The sequence below is a fragment of the Morganella psychrotolerans genome (assembly GCF_001676055.1).
Lineage (GTDB): Bacteria > Pseudomonadota > Gammaproteobacteria > Enterobacterales > Enterobacteriaceae > Morganella > Morganella psychrotolerans_B.
The window spans coordinates 37574-58351 of record NZ_LZEX01000044.1 but is presented as its reverse complement, the minus strand read 5'-3'; the positions used below and the strand labels follow the sequence as shown (position 1 = coordinate 58351).

General features: G+C 50.6%; 20 protein-coding genes and 2 pseudogenes. 5 read left to right on the top strand and 17 right to left on the bottom strand.

Features of this window, described 5'->3' with window-relative positions; all coding sequences use genetic code 11:
• Positions 1 to 38: 38 nt before the first annotated feature.
• Positions 39 to 905 (top strand): helix-turn-helix domain-containing protein, encoded by an 867-nt coding sequence (locus AYY17_RS18320; protein WP_067426177.1) that lies wholly within the window; start codon positions 39 to 41, stop codon positions 903 to 905.
• A 4-nt stretch (positions 906 to 909) separates the two neighbouring features.
• Here the strand turns inward: AYY17_RS18320 and trpR are convergent, their stop codons facing one another.
• Complete coding sequence (trpR, locus tag AYY17_RS18315; protein WP_067398868.1) at positions 910 to 1233, bottom strand: trp operon repressor; 324 nt, start codon at positions 1231 to 1233, stop codon at positions 910 to 912.
• 109 nt (positions 1234 to 1342) lie between these two features.
• The gene (sltY, locus tag AYY17_RS18310; protein ID WP_067426363.1) at positions 1343 to 3265 is read right to left on the bottom strand and encodes a murein transglycosylase; all 1923 of its coding nucleotides are present in this window, start codon (positions 3263 to 3265) and stop codon (positions 1343 to 1345) included.
• Between the two features lie 689 nt (positions 3266 to 3954).
• On the opposite strand from sltY, the pseudogene ettA reads away from it, so the two are divergent.
• From ettA to AYY17_RS18295, 3 genes and pseudogenes are all read left to right on the top strand, one after another.
• Positions 3955 to 5621, top strand: a pseudogene (gene ettA / locus AYY17_RS18305) (energy-dependent translational throttle protein EttA).
• Between the two features lie 139 nt (positions 5622 to 5760).
• The gene (yefM, locus tag AYY17_RS18300) at positions 5761 to 6012 is read left to right on the top strand and encodes a YoeB-YefM toxin-antitoxin system antitoxin YefM (protein ID WP_067426175.1); all 252 of its coding nucleotides are present in this window, start codon (positions 5761 to 5763) and stop codon (positions 6010 to 6012) included.
• Positions 6009 to 6264 (top strand): annotated as a pseudogene (locus tag AYY17_RS18295) (Txe/YoeB family addiction module toxin). Before yefM ends, AYY17_RS18295 begins: the two are co-directional and overlap by 4 nt.
• Positions 6265 to 6641: 377 nt before the next feature.
• On the opposite strand, the gene nadR reads toward AYY17_RS18295, so the two are convergent.
• From nadR to serB, 4 genes are read right to left on the bottom strand one after another with little or no spacing between them, the layout of a single operon-like run.
• Positions 6642 to 7742, bottom strand: a complete 1101-nt coding sequence (gene nadR / locus AYY17_RS18290; protein WP_328585550.1) for a multifunctional transcriptional regulator/nicotinamide-nucleotide adenylyltransferase/ribosylnicotinamide kinase NadR — start codon at positions 7740 to 7742, stop codon at positions 6642 to 6644.
• Complete coding sequence (locus AYY17_RS22465; protein WP_235845428.1) at positions 7675 to 7890, bottom strand: helix-turn-helix domain-containing protein; 216 nt, start codon at positions 7888 to 7890, stop codon at positions 7675 to 7677. The genes nadR and AYY17_RS22465 overlap by 68 nt, the downstream gene beginning before the upstream one ends.
• 10 nt (positions 7891 to 7900) lie before the next feature.
• Positions 7901 to 9292 (bottom strand): DNA repair protein RadA, encoded by a 1392-nt coding sequence (gene radA, locus AYY17_RS18285; RefSeq protein WP_067426173.1) that lies wholly within the window; start codon positions 9290 to 9292, stop codon positions 7901 to 7903.
• 25 nt (positions 9293 to 9317) lie between these two features.
• Complete coding sequence (serB, locus tag AYY17_RS18280; protein ID WP_067426171.1) at positions 9318 to 10295, bottom strand: phosphoserine phosphatase; 978 nt, start codon at positions 10293 to 10295, stop codon at positions 9318 to 9320.
• A gap of 125 nt (positions 10296 to 10420) precedes the next feature.
• Between serB and AYY17_RS18275 the strand changes: the two genes are divergently transcribed.
• Positions 10421 to 11083, top strand: a complete 663-nt coding sequence (locus AYY17_RS18275) for a YtjB family periplasmic protein (protein ID WP_067426168.1) — start codon at positions 10421 to 10423, stop codon at positions 11081 to 11083.
• A gap of 2 nt (positions 11084 to 11085) precedes the next feature.
• Here AYY17_RS18275 and crcB read toward each other — a convergent pair whose 3' ends face one another.
• The 11 genes from crcB to AYY17_RS18220 form a co-directional block, all read right to left on the bottom strand.
• Positions 11086 to 11469, bottom strand: a complete 384-nt coding sequence (gene crcB / locus AYY17_RS18270) for a fluoride efflux transporter CrcB (protein WP_067369525.1) — start codon at positions 11467 to 11469, stop codon at positions 11086 to 11088.
• Positions 11470 to 11477: 8 nt separating this feature from the next.
• A complete protein-coding gene (locus tag AYY17_RS18265; protein WP_067426166.1) occupies positions 11478 to 12563 on the bottom strand; it encodes an FUSC family protein in 1086 nt (361 codons plus the stop codon).
• Positions 12564 to 12575: 12 nt separating this feature from the next.
• Entirely contained in the window at positions 12576 to 13742 is a 1167-nt protein-coding gene (locus AYY17_RS18260) for an NAD-binding protein (RefSeq protein WP_067426164.1), read from the bottom strand.
• A 12-nt stretch (positions 13743 to 13754) separates the two neighbouring features.
• A complete protein-coding gene (yut, locus tag AYY17_RS18255) occupies positions 13755 to 14747 on the bottom strand; it encodes an urea transporter (RefSeq protein ID WP_067426162.1) in 993 nt (330 codons plus the stop codon).
• An 83-nt stretch (positions 14748 to 14830) separates the two neighbouring features.
• On the bottom strand, positions 14831 to 15796 hold the full coding sequence (locus AYY17_RS18250) for an urease accessory protein UreD (RefSeq protein WP_067426160.1): 966 nt from the start codon (positions 15794 to 15796) through the stop codon (positions 14831 to 14833).
• Complete coding sequence (ureG, locus tag AYY17_RS18245; RefSeq protein WP_067426158.1) at positions 15793 to 16431, bottom strand: urease accessory protein UreG; 639 nt, start codon at positions 16429 to 16431, stop codon at positions 15793 to 15795. The genes AYY17_RS18250 and ureG overlap by 4 nt, the downstream gene beginning before the upstream one ends.
• Before the next feature lie 32 nt (positions 16432 to 16463).
• Positions 16464 to 17150, bottom strand: a complete 687-nt coding sequence (locus AYY17_RS18240) for an urease accessory protein UreF (RefSeq protein ID WP_067426156.1) — start codon at positions 17148 to 17150, stop codon at positions 16464 to 16466.
• Positions 17151 to 17175: 25 nt separating this feature from the next.
• Positions 17176 to 17865, bottom strand: coding sequence for an urease accessory protein UreE (locus tag AYY17_RS18235; protein WP_067426154.1), 690 nt, complete (start codon positions 17863 to 17865; stop codon positions 17176 to 17178).
• 85 nt (positions 17866 to 17950) lie between these two features.
• The gene (locus tag AYY17_RS18230; RefSeq protein WP_067426153.1) at positions 17951 to 19669 is read right to left on the bottom strand and encodes an urease subunit alpha; all 1719 of its coding nucleotides are present in this window, start codon (positions 19667 to 19669) and stop codon (positions 17951 to 17953) included.
• A gap of 63 nt (positions 19670 to 19732) precedes the next feature.
• A complete protein-coding gene (locus AYY17_RS18225) occupies positions 19733 to 20155 on the bottom strand; it encodes an urease subunit beta (RefSeq protein ID WP_067369545.1) in 423 nt (140 codons plus the stop codon).
• Positions 20156 to 20185: 30 nt separating this feature from the next.
• A complete protein-coding gene (locus AYY17_RS18220; protein ID WP_067369547.1) occupies positions 20186 to 20488 on the bottom strand; it encodes an urease subunit gamma in 303 nt (100 codons plus the stop codon).
• Between the last annotated feature and the right edge of the window lie 290 nt (positions 20489 to 20778).

The following is a 20778-nucleotide window of genomic DNA, read 5'->3' as shown; positions in this document are numbered from 1 at the left end:
GATAAATTTTCATTTATATCTGCAATACTAAGGTGAAAATGGAAACTCAAGAAATTCTGCTGACCAGTAAAATCCCTGCGCTGACAGAAGAAACAGACTCTCTGCTGACAGGCGAAAGCACTCTGGCGGAAAATACCGGTGCTCCGCTGACCTTCGGAAAAACCTATCTCACGCTGATGATTTGCCTTGAAGGGTGTGCGCACATGAATATCAATTTCAAGTCGCATGCTGTCTGCCCGGGGAATATCCTGGTACTGGCGGAAGATACTATTGCGCTGATTAAAAAACGCTCGCGGGGGTTCCGGGTCTTTTTCTGTCTGATGCCGAAATCCTTTTCAGCTGAGGTCGCGTATCTGTTACCCAACCCGCTATTTTTATTTTTGCATGAATACCCGCGCTGTATTCCCTCACCGGCAGAAAAATCCCTGCTGACTGTATGGCTGACGCTGATGCAGGATCTCACCCGTAACAGTCCGGTTTACCGGCATATTTCGCAGCGCAATCATTTACAAAATCTGTTTTTACGGATAGCGGAAAGAATGCCGCCGGATGCGCCGGCAGTGGTTCAGGTTTATGGCAGAAAGGAAAAATTATGCTGGCAGTTCTGGGAGTTGGTCGGGCAGCACTGTACCCGGCACCGGGATGTTAAATTCTATGCGCGGCAATTAAATATCACGCCGTTTTATCTTTCACAGATAACCGGCACCTTTTTTAATGATCCGCCCAAGGCACTGATTAACCGGCAGGTTCTTCTTGAAATTAAATCACTGCTGCGTCACAGCACCTGCTCTGTTGAACAGATAGCGGACAAGTTGAATTTCAATGATCCGTCCTATCTGTGCCGCTGGTTCAGGCGGGAAACCGGGGTTTCCCTGACAGACTACCGGCGGGAGAATAAAGGGTGATTACTCACCCTTTTTTTGTCATCAGTTCCTGTTCCAGCCAGGCTTTGACCGTTTCCGGTGCATACTTCAGGCTGTTGGAGCCGCGGGTAATGGTGGCAATCCCCACGCCTAATTCATTTTTAAGCTCGCGCTGGCTCATTTTACCGCGCAGCAATTCTTCCACAATACGGACACGGGTGCCCAGAGCGGTGCGTTCATCAGGTGTAAAAAGAAGCTGAAAAATATGGGATTCAATATCCTGCGAATATGCGTTACGCAATAGCCGGACAAAGCGCTGCCAGTCACTGTTCTCATCGGACGCGCTGTCCTGAAGGTGTTCTGCTGTCATGTGTTACCCCATATTGACCGGGAGTACAAAATATACTCATTAACTAGTACGGACAGGATAGCACATGCCCGGCACAGCTGTCTCCTGCTGTGCCGGGCAGAAAAAGCAATCAATAACGCATTGATTTTTCAGAAGGTGTAAGAACATCCGCAGGTGTCTGACCTTTCAGGAAGTTTTGATAAAAAATATCAAATGCCAGCACATTTTTCACATAACCCCGGGTTTCAGCAAACGGGATAGTTTCCACAAATGCCACCGCATCCAATCGTCCACCGCTGTTACTCAGCCAGCGGTTAACCCGGGACGGACCCGCATTATAGGCCGCACTCGCCAGGATCCGGTTCTGACCAAACTGGCTGTAGACGCTGTCCAGATACGCGGTACCAATCTCAATATTTTTACGCGGGTTTACTAACTGGCTGGTGTTAGTGTAATCGATAATTCCGCTCGCTTTGACTGTATGGCTTGCCGTTGCCGGCATCAGTTGCATCAGCCCCGTTGCACCGACCGGTGAACGAGCCTGCGGGTTCCAGGCACTTTCCTGACGCGCTATTGCCATCGCGTAACTTCTGGTGATGCTTTTATTCTGTGTGAACTCATCAAACTCACTCAGCCACGCCAGCGGGAAACGCTCTTCCAGATGATCCCACAACTTGCCGTTAATGGTTGCCAGTACACTCAGATCCGCCCAACCCTGTTCGAGCGCATAGCGTGCCAGTTGTGCTTTACGCGCCGGTGGCTGACTATCCACCAGATTCAGCCATTCAGTGCGCGCCTGTCCTTCCAGCTGCCAGTACAGCAACTCACTGACGCGTTGTACTTCCGCCTGATTGCTGATGGTATAGTCCGGTTTATCTGCGGCATTAATCAGCATGACATAAGGCTTGCCCAGGTGCTGAGCCGCTACCATCGGATAGAAACCACGCCCCTGGGTAATTTTTTCCAGAATGGCATCTGCCGCGGCCTTATTTCCGCCTTTTTCCAGCAGAATCGCGCGCCAGTATTGCCACTCTTCTTTTTGCTGAGCCTCTGCCGGTAACCGGGTCAGCCAGCGATCTAAATCACGATCATCAGCATTGCCCAGCGCCAGACGCACCCGACGCTCACGCAGTGTGACAGAATCCGTTTCCTGAATAACATCATCACGCCACGCCGCCTGCTCTGTTGTTGCATCGCCCATGTATTGCCACGCGATCGCATCTTTCAGCTGCTGACGCTCGCTGTCATTCATTTTCTGAGCGCGGGCGACACTGCTCAGACCCGCACGGGCTGCATCAGGTGATTTGCGGGCATAGGCCGAAAAAGCAGAAATAGTTGCCTGGCGTGTAAAATCGGTCGGATTGATTTGTGCAAACGTCACCACCGACGCCGGATTTTTTTGCAGATCAATCAATCCGTTACTGATGGTTTGATATTGCGGCGGCAACCGTTTTGCCAGATAACTGACCATGGAAGTATTGCCGGACTTCAGCGCCAGACTGATGCGCTCAAGCACCCGTTCCGGTGTCAACCCACCGGTCTGCTCCCAGACATCAAATAATTTATCGCAGTTTGCCGGCAGCGAGTTACCGGACAGCCAGACAGATTTTGCTCCGTCCAGCGCAACCTGCCGGTTACCGGTCTGCCAGTTCGCATAATAATAATCACACTTCGCCCCGGCCGGTTTTGGCACCGTCGTGCTGAAACTGACCAATCCCTGCCAGTCATTACGTTTTGCCAGCTCACTGATAAATTTATTTTTCAGGCTTGCCGCAGAGGGCAGGTTAGGATGAGTCGCTGTAAATGTATTGACCTGATTACTGGTCAGCAGGCTCATATCCTGTGTCAGTTCGCGGTATTCCAGATACGGATAAAGCGGGTACTCTTTCAGCATCGGCATCAGGCGTTCGACCTCTGCCATATCATTGGTATCCCAGGCGGATTTTACTGCCTGATAGCGTATACGCTGTTCACCCAGTGAATCTGCTGATGCCGGTACTGAAAATATCAGTACACCAAGGGCTGCCACGCCCGGCCACACACTTTTCCTCATCATCTTCCCGTCTCCTTAATTACCGGTTACCTGCTCAGGCATTCTCTCAGCCCTTTGACCATAAAAAATACAGTAAGTGCAGGGAATGTATTAAATAAATAATACCTTGCTGCCAAATAATATTACACAGGTGCGCAATTTTAGTTACCAGATACAGAAAACAAATACAAAATGATAAAATGCCGAAACTCGGAGTTGTATCTTTATTTGCCCTTAGGTTACAGAATATACCTCTGATTATTCTTATTATGCATTCCTCTTACAATAAAAAATGGTATATTATCCATACGGCAGCGTTATCATCTGGATCGGAGACTATTTTTGATATATAGTAGGAACAATTCTCAGCATCACAGATGTTAAATAATTTCGGATATGGGTAACCGACCGGATCATTGTGCCGGTTAGCGGTGTCCAAAATACTACCTATAAAACTATATAAATCGTGAACATACTTAGACGACTGCGGTCGTCTTTTTTTTTACCGGCAGCCCGGCCTTGCTTTTTCAGACCTGATACGGGAAGGTAAACACGGGATCGTCACAGCGTGACCGGAATAACACCGACTGACGATGAGAAGTACACCGAACCATGCTAAAATCCCGCCTCAGAAATCATAATGCCTCACAGATGCCCGACTTATCATAAACCATTAAATAATTTACTTATTTTTCAAAAAGGTATACACATTGGCTCAATACGTCTATTCGATGCACCGCGTCGGCAAAATCGTGCCACCGAAGCGTCATATACTGAAAAATATTTCACTGAGTTTCTTTCCCGGCGCAAAAATTGGTGTTCTCGGCCTGAACGGTGCCGGTAAATCAACGCTGCTGCGTATCATGGCCGGTATCGATACCGACATTGAGGGCGAAGCCGCCCGCAGCCGGGACTGAAAATCGGTTACCTGCCGCAGGAACCGAAACTGAACCTGGAACATACTGTCCGCGAAGCAGTTGAAGAAGCGGTCGGAGAAGTAAAACATGCACTGACCCGTCTGGATGAAGTGTACGCTCTGTATGCTGATCCTGATGCGGATTTCGACAAGCTCGCCAAAGAGCAGGGTGAGCTGGAAGCGATTATTCAGTCACATGATGGCCATAACCTGGATAACCAGCTGGAACGCGCGGCAGATGCCCTGCGTTTACCGTCATGGGATGCCAAAATTGCCAATCTGTCCGGGGGTGAACGCCGCCGTGTGGCAATCTGCCGTCTGCTGCTGGAAAAACCGGATATGCTGCTGCTGGATGAACCGACCAACCACCTGGATGCTGAATCTGTTGGTTGGCTGGAGCGCTTCCTGCATGACTATGAAGGTACTGTTGTGGCGATTACCCATGACCGTTACTTCCTGGATAATGTCGCAGGCTGGATCCTGGAACTTGACCGCGGTGAAGGTATTCCGTGGGAAGGTAACTACTCCAGCTGGCTGGAGCAGAAAGATGCGCGCCTGGCACAGGAAGCGTCATCTGAAGCCGCCCGCCGTAAATCTATCGAGAAAGAGCTGGAGTGGATCCGTCAGAATCCGAAAGGCCGTCAGTCCAAAGGTAAGGCGCGTCTGGCCCGCTTTGATGAACTGAACAGTGTCGAATACCAGAAACGCAACGAGACCAACGAACTCTTTATTCCGCCTGGTCCGCGTCTGGGTGATAAAGTGCTGGAAGTGGAAAATCTGAGTAAATCTTATGATGACCGCACCCTGATCGATAACCTGAGTTTCTCTCTGCCGAAAGGTGCGATTGTCGGGATTATCGGGCCAAACGGCGCGGGTAAATCGACGCTGTTCCGCATGATAAGTGGTCAGGAACAACCGGATTCCGGCTCTATCTCCCTGGGTGATACTGTAACCATCGCCTCTGTCGATCAGTTCCGTGACGCCATGGATGATAAGAAAACCGTCTGGGAAGAAGTGTCCGGCGGGCAGGATATCATGCGTGTCGGTACAACGGAGCTGCCGAGCCGTGCCTACGTCGGGCGCTTTAACTTCAAGGGTGTTGACCAGGGCAAACGCGTGGGTGAACTGTCCGGTGGTGAGCGTGGTCGTCTGCATCTGGCGAAGCTGTTGCAGGTCGGCGGAAACATGTTACTGCTCGATGAACCAACCAATGACCTGGATATCGAAACCCTGCGGGCGCTGGAAAATGCCCTGCTGGAGTTCCCGGGCTGCGCCATGGTTATTTCCCATGACCGCTGGTTCCTTGACCGTATCGCCACTCACATCATCGATTATCAGGATGAAGGGAAAGTGGAATTCTTTGAAGGTAACTTCAGCGAATACGAAGACTACAAAAAACGGACACTCGGCGAAGCCGCACTTCAGCCGCACCGCATGAAGTACAAGCGTATGACCAAGTAACCGGACGTTCTCAGAAAAGCCGCGCCATGAAAATTGCGCGGCTTTTTTTGTATCCCCGCACGCATTGTACAATAACCTGTACCTGAAAGGCCGGCAAGCTATACTCTTTCTGTACAGAATTCGTACATAAGGAATCAATATGAAAACATTAACATACAGTGAAGTGCGGCAAAATCTCACCGCTGCGATGAATGAAACAGTGGATGACCGCATCCCTATTTTGATCACACGGCAGAAAGGTACTGCATGCGTGTTATTATCACTTGATGAATATCAGTCTCTGGAAGAGACCGCCTATCTGATGCGCTCACCTAATAACGCACGGTTTTTAATAGATTCCATTGATGAATTAAATGCCGGAAGAGGGCTCAAAAAGGAAATCAATGAATGACATTGACGTTTTCGTCTCAGGCATGGGAAGACTATCTGTACTGGAAAAACACAGATAAAAAAAACGCTCAGACGTATCAATGAATTAATTAAAGCCGCACAGAGAACACCTTTCACAGGCATAGGAAAACCGGAACCACTGGAGAATAATCTGTCCGGCTGGTGGTCACGGCGGATAACGGAAGAGCACCGGTTAGTTTACCGTGTTACTAACCAAGGTGTTGAGGTGGCGGCCTGCCGGTATCACTATTGAAAATGCCGCGCAGTAAAGATTGCGCGGCATCGGGGTTGGATTACTTAATGATACAGATACTACTTTGTAACGTTTGTAACGGATATTACATTAAACCTGATATTTATGGTGCAATAAAAGCTGATTCACTAACTACTTAATACTTACGCTTACCGCTTTCTACAACATTCCGCGCGTGATAATTCAACTTCTTCGCGCAATCAGTAAAGGGATCCTTTACTCTTCATCTTTCCTCCCTTTGTGACCCTGAATTCTGTCGGACGATGTGTTTTGTCCTTATGATTTCAGTATAGACGGGGAAAAAAATCCTGCACAGAAATCCGATAAAAAAATCAATATTGATACAAAACTGTTATCTGCATCAACTATTCGTGCGATCACCATCGGACTTCCGGGGTATCCAGCATCAGCAGGCGCTGTACCAGCTCCACACACTCGAGAAAACGGGTGTCATAATCGGAAGAGGTTACATGAACAAATTTGATACCGTTATCTCTGAGCATCCCGATAAGCAGTGTCTGAAACGCCATACGGTCATTATCACTACCCAGGCTGCGTAAGCCATCTGCTACCCATGGCGTGTTATTTTCCAGCAAAATAACCAGGTCAAACCGGTACTCGGCAATCAGGGCCTGAACGAACGGATGATCTTTACCTTCATAGCGCCGGCAAAATGCCTGAGTGGTAACAAAATCCGTATCCACAAATGCGACTTTATTCGCATATTTAACTGCAAAATCAATATATTGTGCATGACCTAATGCAATTTTATCATAGTCTGAATATTGCAGCGCCATTTCATCCCCGCCCAGATGAGAGAAAACATAGTCACGTCCGTATTCCCATGCACTGGTGGTGTTAAACATATTTGCCAGTTTGTTAACCAGGGTGGATTTCCCGCTGGATTCTCCGCCGAGCACCGCAACCGTGCGCACAAAGAAAGGTTTAACCTCTGTCGGAATGTAATCCCAGTAGCGGAAAGGCGCCTGACGGATCTGGCGTCCGCTGATATTCATAAAGCTGCGCTCCGGATCGATCAGTACCGTTTCAATACCAAACGATTCGCGGTAGCGCGGAACATCCGCTTTTTCACCTGAATAAATAAAGTCAGGAACAATGCCTTTCTCCTGCATAAACTGACACACACCCTGACTCCAGTGCTCCCAGCCGTGTGGATACGGGTCATAAGCATGTTCATCAAAGGAGTGGATGCGGATATTTTTCTGATATTTAAACGTCTGTAACAACCAGCGCAGGCGATCGCTGACCGTCGGCTGCTGTGACATCGAACTGTTGATAAACAAAGCCTTATCACGCGGCTCATCATGACAGAGGATGACATGCAGCTCATCCACCTGGCTGCATGCCCGCTGGATAAGATAGATATGTCCGGTGTGCAGCGGGTAAAATTTACCGAACACCACACCGACACGTTTTTTTTTGCAGCGGATAATCCAGCCCCAGCGCACTGTGCAGATCAGCCATTTTCTGTCCGCCCGGGCTTTTGATTTTGTTGTTAATAAGCTGGCTGAGATAGCCTTTGGTTACACCGCACTGGTCTGCCAGTTGTTGCAGGGTCAGACCCGCCTGTTTAATAGCATGTTTCAGATAGGAAAAATCAGTCATTCACGCCTCTCTATTCCAGCTCATCCAGAACGGATAATGCATCTGCCAGTTTTTTCACGCCGAACACCTTCATGCCCGCAGGCGGGTTTTTCGGACAGTTGGCATTCGGTACAATCGCCCGTGTAAATCCGTGTTTGGCGGCTTCGGCAATTCGCTCCTGTCCGCTCGGCACCGGTCGGATTTCCCCGGCCAGCCCGACTTCCCCGAAAATAACCACATCACGCGGGATAGGCCGATTACGGAAACTCGATACCAGCGAGAGCAGCAATGCCAGATCCGCACTGGTTTCTGTCACTTTCACCCCGCCGACCACATTGACAAAGACATCCTGATCAGACATCTGCAACCCGCCGTGACGGTGTAATACTGCCAGCAGAATAGCCAGCCGGTTCTGCTCCAGACCCACAGCCACACGGCGCGGATTTGACATCATCGAGTGATCCACCAGCGCCTGAATTTCCACCAGAAGAGGACGTGTTCCTTCCCAGACCACCATCACTGAACTGCCGGAGGTAATTTCATCGCCCCTGCTCAGGAAAATAGCGGAGGGATTACTCACCTCACGCAACCCCTGCTCTGTCATCGCAAAAACACCCAGTTCATTTACCGCACCAAAGCGGTTTTTGTGGCTGCGCAATGTGCGAAAACGCGAATCTGATTCACCGTCGAGCATCACCGAGCAGTCAATACAGTGCTCCAGCACTTTAGGCCCCGCCAGTGAGCCGTCTTTGGTCACATGGCCCACCATGATAATCGCCACGCCACGGGTTTTGGCAAAGCGTGTCAGGTAAGCGGCGGTTTCACGCACCTGCGCCACACTGCCGGGCGAAGACTGAATATCCGCCATGTGCATCACCTGAATGGAGTCGATCACCATCAGCTTAGGCTGTTCCTGATCTGCAATCAGGCAAATTTGCTCAATCGCTGTTTCTGACAGCATATTGAGATTGTCCATCGGCAGCGTAAGACGATGAGCGCGCATCGCGACCTGCTGTAAGGACTCTTCCCCGGTGACGTACAGGGTTTTCATCTGTGAGGCGAGCTGGCACATAGTCTGTAACAGCAGGGTACTTTTCCCTGCACCGGGATTCCCGCCGATCAGAATCGCACTGCCGGGCACCACACCGCCGCCCAGTACGCGGTCAAATTCTTTAAAACCGGTAGAGAAACGCGGCAGCTCTTCCAGGCTGATATCAGACAGTTTCTGAACTTTGCTGATCCCGCCCTGCCCCGCATAGCCGCTGAGGCGCTCTGCCCGCGCCGCAGAGGTCGATGAGGCAGCCGCAAGCCGGATTTCTGTGATAGTATTCCACGCCTGACACGCGGTGCACTGCCCCTGCCAGCGGGGATAATCTGCTCCGCACTCATTACAGACAAAGGCGCGTTTTGCTGGTTTTGCCACTCGTGACCCCGTAATAACTGATTAATTAACGTTCTTCGTGTTTCAGCCCGCCGCTCAGGGTACACATCACCCCCATCAGGTCGGCGTGACGAATAGCTACTTTTGCCCGCGCATAGACTTTCGGCTTGGCATGAAACGCAATACCAAGACCGGCTTTTTTCAGCATTTTCAAGTCATTAGCGCCATCACCAATCGCCACTGTCTGCTCAATCGGGATATTAAGAAACTCTGCCAGTTTGAGCAGCGCCTGAGCTTTGTATTTTGCATCCACTATGGGACCTTTTACTTTGCCGGTCAGCTTGCCGTCTTTGACCTCCAGCTGATTGGCATACATCGCAATCAGGCGCAGAGAGTCTTTCAGGTGATTGGCATAAAAGGTGAAACCGCCGGAAGCAATCGCCACATGCCAGTCCATTGCCTGGAGTTTGCGCACCAGACTGGTCAGCCCCGGCATCAGCGGCAGGTTATCCAGAACCTGCTGTAAAATGTTGGCGTCCGCGCCGGCAAGCAGGCCGACACGCGCTTTCAGGCTTTCGCTGAAATCCAGCTCACCCAGCATGGCTCTTTCTGTAACATCAGCAACTTCATCACCGACGCCCGCCAGACGGGCAATTTCATCAATACACTCAATCTGAATCGCGGTGGAGTCCATATCCATCATCAGTAAGCCCGGTGAGCGCAGTTTCGGGATATTGCCTAATGGTACGACATCCATCTGAAATTCATCTGCCACACGTTTAATGCGTCCGCTCAGACTACCCGCTATCCGCACCACCTGATAATCATCAATCCGCCATGATGACACCACCACGATAGCCGCGCCCAGACGATGCTGAAAGTCGCTTATCCGTGCTTTGTCCAGCCCGCGCCCGTATAACAACCAGCCGCTGTCACCCGCCCGGTAGTCCAGCGGCATCACTTCGTCGCCGCTCAGAGAGAGCGGCAGACCCGGCCACTTATGGATCTCATTCGGCAAATAACAGTAGGTCAGACTCGTCGACATCAACAGATACTCCTATAATCTCTGATAATATTCATGATGGTAGCGGACAAAAATGTGGGTTTCCGGCTATCCTGACAGCATCGCTTCTGGCAATATGATGATGACAAGAGAAAAACGGATAAAAAATGGCCAAAACGAAGTTAACATTCCGGCTGCATAAAACAGCCATTATTCTGATTTGTCTCGCCCTGATGGTCTGCCTGTTACAGGGCGTTTCCTATTTCAGCCGCGTGCATCAGCAATCGTCTATGGAACAGTTTAATGAACTGGCCTATTCGCTGGCACAACAAGTGGCATTTAACCTTTCCGATGCTATAGACGATAACGGGAAAGTTCTCAATAAGAAACAGATCACGGCAAATTTAGCGCAACTGACAACAAACAGCCGCATTCTGGATGCCACAGTGTATCAGGATGACGGGGTTCAGATAGCCACAACCGGCGAAAATATTACAGTCCGTGACCGGCTGGCGCTGGACGGACAAAAAGCAGGCAGCTATTTCAATCATCAGATTGTCGCCACCATTCCCGGGAAAAACGGGCCGAAAGGCTTTTTGCGCCTGACTATCGACACCCACCGCCTGGCGACAGAGTCCACACAGGTGGATAATACCACCAACCTGCTGCGTGTGATGTTACTGCTGGCGCTGGCGATTGGTTTTGTGCTGGCAAATAATCTGCTGCAACTGACTCCAAGCCGCTGGCAGCAGTCACTTTATCTCCTGACCGCCAATCTGAAAAATGATGAAGAAACACCGGAGAAGAAGCCGGAAGATAAGAAAGAGTAACGCTACCGCTGCTGCAACATCTGCCAGGTGAGCAGACCGAGGTAAGTCATCAGCAGGGAGCTTGCCACGTGCAGCACAATCTCTGCCATACCGTGATGAATGCGCCCGGCCTGGAACGCCTGGACGATTTCCAGCGAGAAGGTGGAGAACGTAGACAACGCCCCGCAAAACCCGGTGACAATAAATAACCGCCATTCTGCGGGCAGTGTCGGGTGTGAGGCGAAAAAGGCCACCGCCAGCCCGATAATGTAACCGGCGATAATATTCGCAAGATATGTCCCCAGCGGCATCATTGCCAGAACCGGGTTAAATTTATTACTCAACACCCAGCGACCGAGGCCGCCGAGTACCGATCCCGCGGAAATACTGAGGATCACATTCAACATAAAAAACCTTATTTAAGTATCTGCTTTGAAATATCAATTTGTACCAGGCCACACACCTCATCCAGCAGTTTGATCACTTCCACACTCATCCCGACCATCATGGCATCGGACGTGTTGCTTTCCGGCTGTGCATTAATTTTCTGGTGCAGCTCATGTGTGGTCGCCCGCAGTGCCTGAAGGCGTGTAAGTTTATCATTATCTTTCCCCTGCACAAAAATATCCGCGAGGATCTTCATTATTGCACTGTTGCTTTTCTGCAACTGCACAATGTACGGATTTTCTGTATTCAGTGCATGGCTGAAATAGTCTTTGCTGAATGTATCGGTCAGCAGTTCGAGGATAGCAACCAGCCGCCGGATCCGCCCGTGAATGGCAGAAAACGTCGTCGCCGGAACATGGGTTTCTTTTGCCGACGGTGCAATATAGGTGTTACAGGCAAGCAATGTTGATAATGTGTCTTTAAGCTGATTATCCCACTTATCCGGATCAGTGACGGTCAGTTTCATAATGTGCTCATCATAAAGCCTGGCCGTGTCATGCAGAATTTTACTGATATTCATGCGCCAGAAAACAAAGCCTTTCAGCGGCAGGATAGCCGAGAAAACCAGCGCCAGAACAGAGCCGCCGACCGTCTGTGCCGAGCGGATAAGTGCAGAGTCCATATCTCCGACCGGAGCGGTGGCAACAATACTGATGGTCATGCCGATAAGCATCCCGACATACATATTTTTGCCCAGCGCTATCAGCCCGCAGATAAACATCGCGACTGTCGCCAACGCCAGCATCAGCGGGAAAGAGTGGGTTTCTGTATACAGCAGCAACATCCCGGCCAGTGAGCCGATAATCGTCCCGAGAGTGCGCTGCATGGAGCGGATCAGCACATTTCCCCAGTACGGCATCGGCATCAGGATAGAAATGAGCGTCATGATGATGTAATCGAGTTTATCGCTGTGCATTTCCCGGAACACCAGAAATGTCAGAGTAAAGGCCAGCGCAATACGCATGCCGTGCAGTTGCTTAAACCGGGTATAGAAGAATAACTGAGCCCGGGAAATCCCGTGGCTCAGATTAATGTTTTTATGTTTATGTTTCACCGGCAGATCTGCTTACGGCGTTTTGGCTAATAAAATATCAGCCATGACATTGTTATCAATATTTTCACCGCACAGCATTTTCATCAGCACTTCACTGCCGAGCTGTGACAGGGAAAATGACATGTCTGCATGCAGCAGGCGCATTTTGCCGCGGTTCTCTTCCTGATTGACAATGGTCACTGTTTTCACCCCTTCACCGGCAAGCTGTTTCACTGCCAGCAGAGTGAATGTGTTGTCCGCATCACTGTCACTGACCGCCATAACACAGCGCGCATCTTTCACATTGGCGCTGCCCAGTGTGGCTGCATCTGCACTGTCACCGATGACACTGATGGTGCCGTCCGGGAAATTGGCTTTCTGATCAGCCGTACAGATAACAACCGCTTCCAGGCTGCGTTTTTTCAGTCCTTTATAAAGATTGACCGCCAGCGGGTTCGCGCCGATGACAACATAGTGCTCTTTCATGTGTAACAACCTCTTTTTGACGATCTCACGCGTGCCGCGCAGAACAACACCCACAATGTAGACAATGGATGTGGTAAAGATAGTGATCCCGAAAACAACCACAGTCAGGGTAAACATCCGCGCTTCAGTGCTGATCGGGATAATGTCCCCGAACCCGACCGTTGTCATACAGACCAGGGCAAAATAGAACGCAGAAGACACATCGGTGACGTGCGGCTGGAACTCGTTGCCGAGATACAGTGTGCCGAACACAGAATAGACTACCAGCAGGATCACACTGCTTATCGCAACAACTCCGGCGCTGGTCAGACTGTGAAGCGGGAATTTCCGCCACAGACAGCCGGAAGCAATCAGAAGCGCCAGAGAGAAATAGCCCTGCCCGGAATACTCACGCGCCAGCCCCAGATCCATCAGCGCCATGATCAGCAGAATAAACAGAGAGAACAGCCACGCGATACGCGCTCCGGTCAGCATCAGCAGTGACAGCAGCACCAGCAGTAATCCCATCATAAAGCGGGGAATATCCAGCAGCTTCATAAAGCCGAGGGATTGCAGCCACGCGGTGAAACCGCCATTCTGCCAGGCTATATCGCCGGTGTAAGAAAACAGAACCGGCGACAGGATCATTATCCCGTCAGCCAGCAGCAGTAACGACAGGATCACTCTCAGATTCAGCAATCCGCGCACCCCTGCCATTAATTTATTCATCAGCATATCACTCCCCTTTTACTGACGGTGTTCCGGCATAATATCCTGATTAGGAACAAGAAAGAGCCAGGATGCCAGGACAAACGGCATTGTCAGTGTCGGGATACCGAATGGTGTTAATACCACGTCCAGCGCCCCCTGCACAAAAACCGTAAAAATCACGCCCACGATGGTATAGACCAGCACTTTGAAACTGGGTTTATTAAAGGTCGATCCCAGTGCGATCGCCGTTAATACGGCACTGAAAGAGTAAAGCCCGGTGTGAACACTGCCGAAATCTGCTTTCAGGAAAGAGGCAACGCCAAAGGCCAGCAACGATCCCAGCACAGCAAAGACCGCCGCCCACAGAGAGCTTACCGCCAGCCCGATAACAAACAGCACGCCGACAGTGATACTGCTCAGCAGAAATACTTCCGATACGCCACGGAAGATGTCCGGGAGAAGATCAGAGTACGGAATACCGTCAACGGGAGCCACATACTGTGCAGGCAGTGCAGGTTCCGGCAGGCTGACGCCTTTGATCCCGAAGAAACTGTAACTTGCCAGCAGGATAGTCCAGGTCACCAGTACAAAAGGTGCGGTGAGAGCAGCAACTTTCCAGTTTTTCAGGAAATCCGTCAGGGAGATTGTGGCTATCACCGCGACAATACTGCCGAGGACAATGGATGCCCACATAAACGGGGTGTTTTCCAGAAAAGTCGGCAACGCCACCCCGACCAGGCAGCCGTTGTAGCCATACAGCCCGGCGCTCAGTGAGCCGGTATCCAGTTTGCTGATATACGCCGTCAGTGTTGATACCACTGTGCCCAGCAGACAGCCCCAGGCAACTGCCGGAAGACCTTCACTGTATGCGCCGGCAAAAATGGCCGCAAAAAAGAATAATCCGGTCAGCGGGTTATTCTGAAACATCACCTGCGCGCAACCGCGCAACGTGATATCAATAAAATGGATGGCAGGATTGGAGCCCGCCAGTTTATTCCAGCCGTTCAGACTGATTGTTGAATCTGCCATGGTTTTGCTCCTGAAAGTGAACCATACAAAGGGATTGATTATGACCGGCACAATCAATCCCCTGAGTAACCACCGATGGCGCGTCAGCGCCACAGGAACGGCTTTTGCAGTGTTATCCCGAGGATCTCTTCCCGGGCTATCTGCCAGAAGTAACGAACCGCTTCTTTGGTTTTCGGGCTGTCCACGCCCAGCACTTTAAACACCAGCCCGCATTCATTGGGTAATTGTGTTGCCCCGAATGCGACCTCTTCATCGGTGTTATAACGCGCTTCCAGACGCTCAAGGATCCGGGCATGATGCTCTTTCGGGGTCAGTAAAATGACATTACCGAACACATCAAATCCGCCCATCACCCCCACCACATTCAGCGGCTCTTTTTTAGGCTCCAGCACATATTTCTCAACGAATAACTCTTTTCCGTCAGGATCTTGCGCGCGGATCTTTGAGGAGAAAATATCAAACCCGAACTGCTCGTCAGGATGGTGATATTTCCGCCCGGACATCAGGATCTCGGAATAGATCAAGGTTGCCGTCGGATCAATCGTGATCTGCGTGTCTGTAATAAAACGCGCCGTACGATGCGGAATTATCGGATCAGGCAAAAACTCCAGATAGCCGCCCGCTTCCACCACCACATTCTGATATTGGGTGGCGTAGTTCGCTTCCATCATGTGGATTTTGGTGGCGGATTGCGTAGTGACATGCGCACACGCCCCCTCCTCCACAATCAGATCCAGCGCCTGCCGGTCGCCCTGTAACAGGCAGCCGGAGGTTGAAATCATGGTTACGCACGGCATTTGCGGCATCAGTTCGTCCCAGTACAGCGCCCGCTGTACCAGAGACGGCACCCGGCGTTCCATTTCCGCCAGTTCGCTGCGGTATTCCCGTTTGGCAAACCGCAGTTTCAGATAACCGCTCTTTCCGATGGCACCACTTTGCATCTGCTTCGGCTCATCCTGGTAAGGCACCATTTCCGGCGCCTTTTCCCCTAAGAGATGAGCCCGCAGACGTGTTGGCGTCCCGGTAATCTCAGCCCTCAGTTGTGTCATGCTTTTGCTCCTGCCGCCTGATGTGTAAACAGGAATTTGTCCATGATCATGTCCACCAGCTCAACAACACCTTCGCCGGTTTTGCAGTTGGTCAGGATATAAGGACGGTTGCCGCGCACCACTTTAGTGTCGCTTTCCATCACATCAAGACTTGCTCCGACATACGGTGCAAGATCGATTTTATTGATAACAAGGATATCTGCCTGCACCAGTCCCGGGCCATTTTTGCGCGGAATTTTCTCGCCTTCGGCCACATCGATAACATAGATGTAGAAATCCGCCAGCGCCGGGCTGAAGGTCAGTGTCAGGTTGTCGCCGCCGCTCTCAATCATGATGACGTCACTGTCCGGGAAGCGCTCTTCCATATCTTCCACCGCGGCAATGTTCATACTCGGATCTTCACGCACCGCAGTATGCGGACAAGCGCCGGTTTCCACACCAAGAATTTTTTCTTCGTCGAGGATCCCTTTCAGGGTGCGTTTGACTTGTTTTGCATCTTCCGTGGTCACAATGTCGTTAGTGATGATTAAGGGTTTGATCCCGCGTTCAATGAGGATCGGGGTGATCACTTCAATAATGGCCGTTTTACCTGATCCTACCGGGCCACCGATTCCGATCCGTGTCATTTTTTTCATGAATAACTCCCTAAAAATAAGTCAGCCGCCTGTCAGTTCATAAACAGGCGGACAAAAGATTTGGTATGAACCGCTGCAAGGACATCAATGACCGGTACATACGAGGACATCTGTTCAATATCTCCGCAGGCCGCGATATCACAGAACGCCTCAATATCGTTGTTCAGTTCGAATAAAATGTGCTGTGTTTCAAAGTGCGTGATCCGCATCAGGCGCATTGCCGCACTGAGGATGGTCATCGCAATTCCGTACTGATGCATCACCACCACTTCGCGTTCACCGATCCCCTGCACAGCCATCACCATCGCCTGGGTGACCGGCTGCGTTCCGGGCGTGGCACCGCTTTTAATCTGTGCCAGCCACCAGGAAATAGTCGGATTATCAAAAATATGGATAGATATTTCTGCCAGTTTTTTGCCCATCCGCGTTGCCATCAGGCGGGCTTCTTCATTTAGTTTGCGGTTATTAACCGCCCGGTCCACCCGCATAATGGCCTCATTATCTTCTGCCATTACTGCGCGGTGTGCCGCGACAACGGCAATGCCGTCACCGTTTGCTGCTTGTTTCAGTGCTGTGCGGACAAAGCCTTTCAGCGTTTCTGCATTGTGCACAACGCCTGTCTGGATAGCCGATTCCACCCCGTTTGAGAAGGTAAAGGCACCGACAGGAAGTGCAGAATCACCAAACTGCATGATCCGGATAAGATCAGACGCTTTCATCTTACTTACCCTCCTGTCTGGTTGATCAGTGCTTATGGTCATGATCGTGGTCATGCCCGTGACCATGATCGTGATTATGATCGTGGCTATGCTCGTGACTGTGTCCGTCCCCGTGATCGTGGCTGTGAGAATGCCCGTGATCATGACGCGGGTGATGAGCAACATGCACATGAGTATCTGTTTCTTCAGCACCACCAAACAGCAGACGCGATTCTGAATTTGTCAGGATCGGCAGAATAGTTTCACCTTTTACAAAGGCAAATGTGTCATTGCCGAAGTTATGAGTGCGCATGACCGATTCCATCACTTTTTCACTGACCGTCAGCGGAACATAGACTTTGTTTTCTTTAATCACGGCTTTCCAGTGCTGGTTGCCGAGCGCATGTCCCAGTTCGAAACTGATGCGGATTTGCTCTGACGGCGTACTGCCCTGCAGACGCTGAAGATCAATGACCATCACATCGCGCAGATCAATCTGAACCACCACCATGGTATTTGTTGCATCATCGGTATAGATAACATCGCCATCAGACAGCAGAACATTGCGATCCAATGCTATCCCGAGATCCAGCCCGTTTTGGGTATGCTTACGGCAGCGACTTTTCTGCGCTTCCCGCTGATCGAGGAGAAGCATATCCACTGTCATTTCGTTCGCTTTTTCAGCCCACGCCGTTTCTTTTTTGACGTTACCGAGAATGTGCTCAATGAGGATCATGGAATTACCTTTTTATTATGCCCGGCAGGCAAATATCTGCCTGCCGGGGTATCAATCAACTCTGACGTTGTTAACCCGGACGTTGTTAACCAAAGAAATAACGCTGGTTCATCGCTGCCACCGAAATCGGCTGACAGGTTGCATGCTCCCCGTTCACTTTCACGGCGAAGGTTTCCGGATCCACTTCAATATCCGGCATCTCACCGTTACGGACCAGGTCACGCTTGGATGTTGTCCGGCATCCCTGAACCGCCACAACCTGACGCTCCAGACCCGCTTTCTCTTTCACGCCGTCATCCAGAGCTGCCTGAGATACAAAGGTCACACAGGTATCCTGCAGGGTTTTACCCATCGCACCAAACATCGGACGATAGAAGACCGGCTGCGGTGTCGGCAGAGAAGCGTTAGGATCACCCATTGCCGCCCAGTTGATCATGCCGCCTTTGATAACCAGTTTTGGTTTGGCGCCAAAGAAACGCGGATCCCACAGTACCAGATCCGCCATTTTGCCCACTTCAATCGATCCAAGCACATGACTAATCCCCTGCGCGATCGCCGGGTTGATAGTAATTTTTGCCACATAGCGCAATACGCGGAAGTTATCATTCCCCGCCGCATCTTCAGGCAGTTTGCCGCGCGATGCTTTCATCGCATTTGCCGTCTGAACAATGCGCAGCCAGTTCTCACCAACGCGCCCCATCGCCTGAGAGTCACTGGAGAACATGGAGATTGCCCCCATATCATGCAGGACGTTTTCTGCGGCAATAGTTTCCGGGCGCACACGACTTTCAGCAAAAGAGACGTCCGCAGGCACGTTCGGGTTCAGGTTATGACACACCATAATCATGTCGAACAGTTCCGCCTGGCTGTTGACCCCGTATGGCAGTGTCGGGTTCGTTGAGCTCGGCAGCACGTTTGGCTGGCTGACTACTTTGATAATGTCAGGAGCGTGACCGCCGCCTGCGCCTTCTGTGTGGTAAGTGTGAATGGTGCGGCCTTCAAAGGCTTCAATGGTATCTTCCACATAACCGCCTTCGTTCAGGCTGTCGGTGTGAACGGAGACCTGGATATCATAGTCATCAGCCACACGCAGGGCATGGCGCAGTGAGTTGGATGTCGCACCCCAGTCTTCGTGAACTTTCAGACCGGCAACACCGGCAATAATCTGTTCAACCAGCGGATCACGGGCAAACGAGTTACCTTTACCCAGCATCCCGACGTTAACCGGCAGACCTTCCAGTGAGCGCAGCATGGCGCGGATATTCCACGGCCCTGCGGTAACGGTTGTCCCGTTGGTGCCGTCTGTCGGCCCGATACCACCGCCGAAGAAGGTGGTTACACCGTTGGACAGTGCTGCATACGCCTGCTGAGGTGAAATCAGGTGAATGTGTGTATCAATACCCGCCGCGGTCAGAATAAGATGCTCGCCGGAGATGGCATCTGTTGACACACCGGCAACCATCCCCGGGGTAATACCATCCTGGAGATTCGGGTTTCCGCTCTTACCGATACCGACGATTTTGCCGTCTTTCACACCAACGTCTGCTTTGATAACCCCTAATTTGGCATCAAGAATCGTCACGTTAGTGATAACCAAATCGAGTACACCATTGTCACTGGTCAGGGTGTTGTTTGCGCCCATCCCGTCACGCAGGGATTTACCCCCGCCATAGACAGATTCTTCACCGTAGCCGCGTAAGTCTTTTTCAATTTCGATATAGAGATCGGTATCACCCAGGCGGATTTTGTCCCCTGTGGTCGGTCCGAACAGACCGCAATATTCTTGTCTGGAAATCTGTGGCATAACATGTTCCTTTTTATTCAGGATGCTTTCGCATCACAGCCGGGAAATCATAGGTACGGAGAATTACTTTTTCTCTTGCGCTTTATGGCTGAAACCCCGGGCAACCGCATTGTTCAGTGCAATCACTTTTGCCGGACGTTCGCTGCTGTTCACATTTGTGCCGGTCCAGCCGTCCACCAGGTTGTTGAACCCGTAAACTGTCTGTTTGCCGCCGTAAGGAATAAGGGATACTTCTGTTTCATCGCCCGGTTCAAAACGGATAGCCGTCGTTGATGAAATATTCAGGCGCTTGCCGTAAGCCGCTTCGCGATCAAATTCCAGTGCATGGTTAACTTCAAAAAAATGAAAATGAGAACCTATCTGGATAGGACGGTCGCCGGTATTGCGAACCTTGATTTTTGTTTCCGGTTTGCCGGTATTAAATTCAATCGGGGTATCCGCAAAAATGACACCGCCTAATGGAGTGGGTTGTTTTGTATTGCTCATGATAAGAAACCTCACCTTTTTGCTATGCGTTTACTTGATTGGGTTATGAACAGTGACCAGGCGGCTGCCGTCGGTAAAAATAGCTTCAACCTGAACATTCGGGATCAAATCATCAACGCCTTCCATTACATCGGCTCTGGTCAGAACCGTGGCGGCTTCCTTCATCACATCTTCCACTGTTTTACCGTCCCGGGCGCCTTCCAGAGCAGTCACCGTAATAATGGCGACGGCTTCCGGGTAATTCAGTTTTACGCCCCGGTCCCGGCGTCGCTGTGCGACATCGGCCAGGGTATAAATCATTAGTTTTTCAACTTCTCTCGGGGTTAATTGCATAGTGCCTCCACAATGGATTGAAAACAGACTATTGAAAACAGAACCATAAAAATACGGGAGCGGAACTCTTTATTCATCCGTATCACCGTAGTTTCCGTTTTTTGTTTCAGTGCATATCCGCCTGAAATAAAAATATTTTATCTTTCAGGCACAACACATCACTGATCGCCGGACACGCGCGTACGCACCACCGGAAATACTGATAGCGAAATATGTAACCAACTAATTAATAATAAAAAATAAATCATTCACCGCTGTTCTCCTTATAAGAAAACGAGGTTTTGATTCCT

What these genes read in the sequence shown, in the direction of transcription:
- AYY17_RS18260 (WP_067426164.1), bottom strand. Translation starts at nt 13,742, where the DNA reads ATGCTGATGAATAAATTAATGGCAGGGGTGCGCGGATTGCTGAATCTG.
- sltY (WP_067426363.1), bottom strand. Translation starts at nt 3,265, where the DNA reads ATGAGGAAAAGTGTGTGGCCGGGCGTGGCAGCCCTTGGTGTACTGATA.
- AYY17_RS18320 (WP_067426177.1), top strand. Translation starts at nt 39, where the DNA reads ATGGAAACTCAAGAAATTCTGCTGACCAGTAAAATCCCTGCGCTGACA.
- ureG (WP_067426158.1), bottom strand. Translation starts at nt 16,431, where the DNA reads ATGAAAAAAATGACACGGATCGGAATCGGTGGCCCGGTAGGATCAGGT.
- AYY17_RS22465 (WP_235845428.1), bottom strand. Translation starts at nt 7,890, where the DNA reads ATGACTGATTTTTCCTATCTGAAACATGCTATTAAACAGGCGGGTCTG.
- AYY17_RS18240 (WP_067426156.1), bottom strand. Translation starts at nt 17,150, where the DNA reads ATGAAAGCGTCTGATCTTATCCGGATCATGCAGTTTGGTGATTCTGCA.
- yefM (WP_067426175.1), top strand. Translation starts at nt 5,761, where the DNA reads ATGAAAACATTAACATACAGTGAAGTGCGGCAAAATCTCACCGCTGCG.
- crcB (WP_067369525.1), bottom strand. Translation starts at nt 11,469, where the DNA reads ATGTTGAATGTGATCCTCAGTATTTCCGCGGGATCGGTACTCGGCGGC.
- AYY17_RS18250 (WP_067426160.1), bottom strand. Translation starts at nt 15,796, where the DNA reads ATGACACAACTGAGGGCTGAGATTACCGGGACGCCAACACGTCTGCGG.
- serB (WP_067426171.1), bottom strand. Translation starts at nt 10,295, where the DNA reads ATGTCGACGAGTCTGACCTACTGTTATTTGCCGAATGAGATCCATAAG.
- AYY17_RS18230 (WP_067426153.1), bottom strand. Translation starts at nt 19,669, where the DNA reads ATGCCACAGATTTCCAGACAAGAATATTGCGGTCTGTTCGGACCGACC.
- AYY17_RS18225 (WP_067369545.1), bottom strand. Translation starts at nt 20,155, where the DNA reads ATGAGCAATACAAAACAACCCACTCCATTAGGCGGTGTCATTTTTGCG.
- AYY17_RS18220 (WP_067369547.1), bottom strand. Translation starts at nt 20,488, where the DNA reads ATGCAATTAACCCCGAGAGAAGTTGAAAAACTAATGATTTATACCCTG.
- AYY17_RS18275 (WP_067426168.1), top strand. Translation starts at nt 10,421, where the DNA reads ATGGCCAAAACGAAGTTAACATTCCGGCTGCATAAAACAGCCATTATT.
- trpR (WP_067398868.1), bottom strand. Translation starts at nt 1,233, where the DNA reads ATGACAGCAGAACACCTTCAGGACAGCGCGTCCGATGAGAACAGTGAC.
- yut (WP_067426162.1), bottom strand. Translation starts at nt 14,747, where the DNA reads ATGGCAGATTCAACAATCAGTCTGAACGGCTGGAATAAACTGGCGGGC.
- AYY17_RS18235 (WP_067426154.1), bottom strand. Translation starts at nt 17,865, where the DNA reads ATGATCCTCATTGAGCACATTCTCGGTAACGTCAAAAAAGAAACGGCG.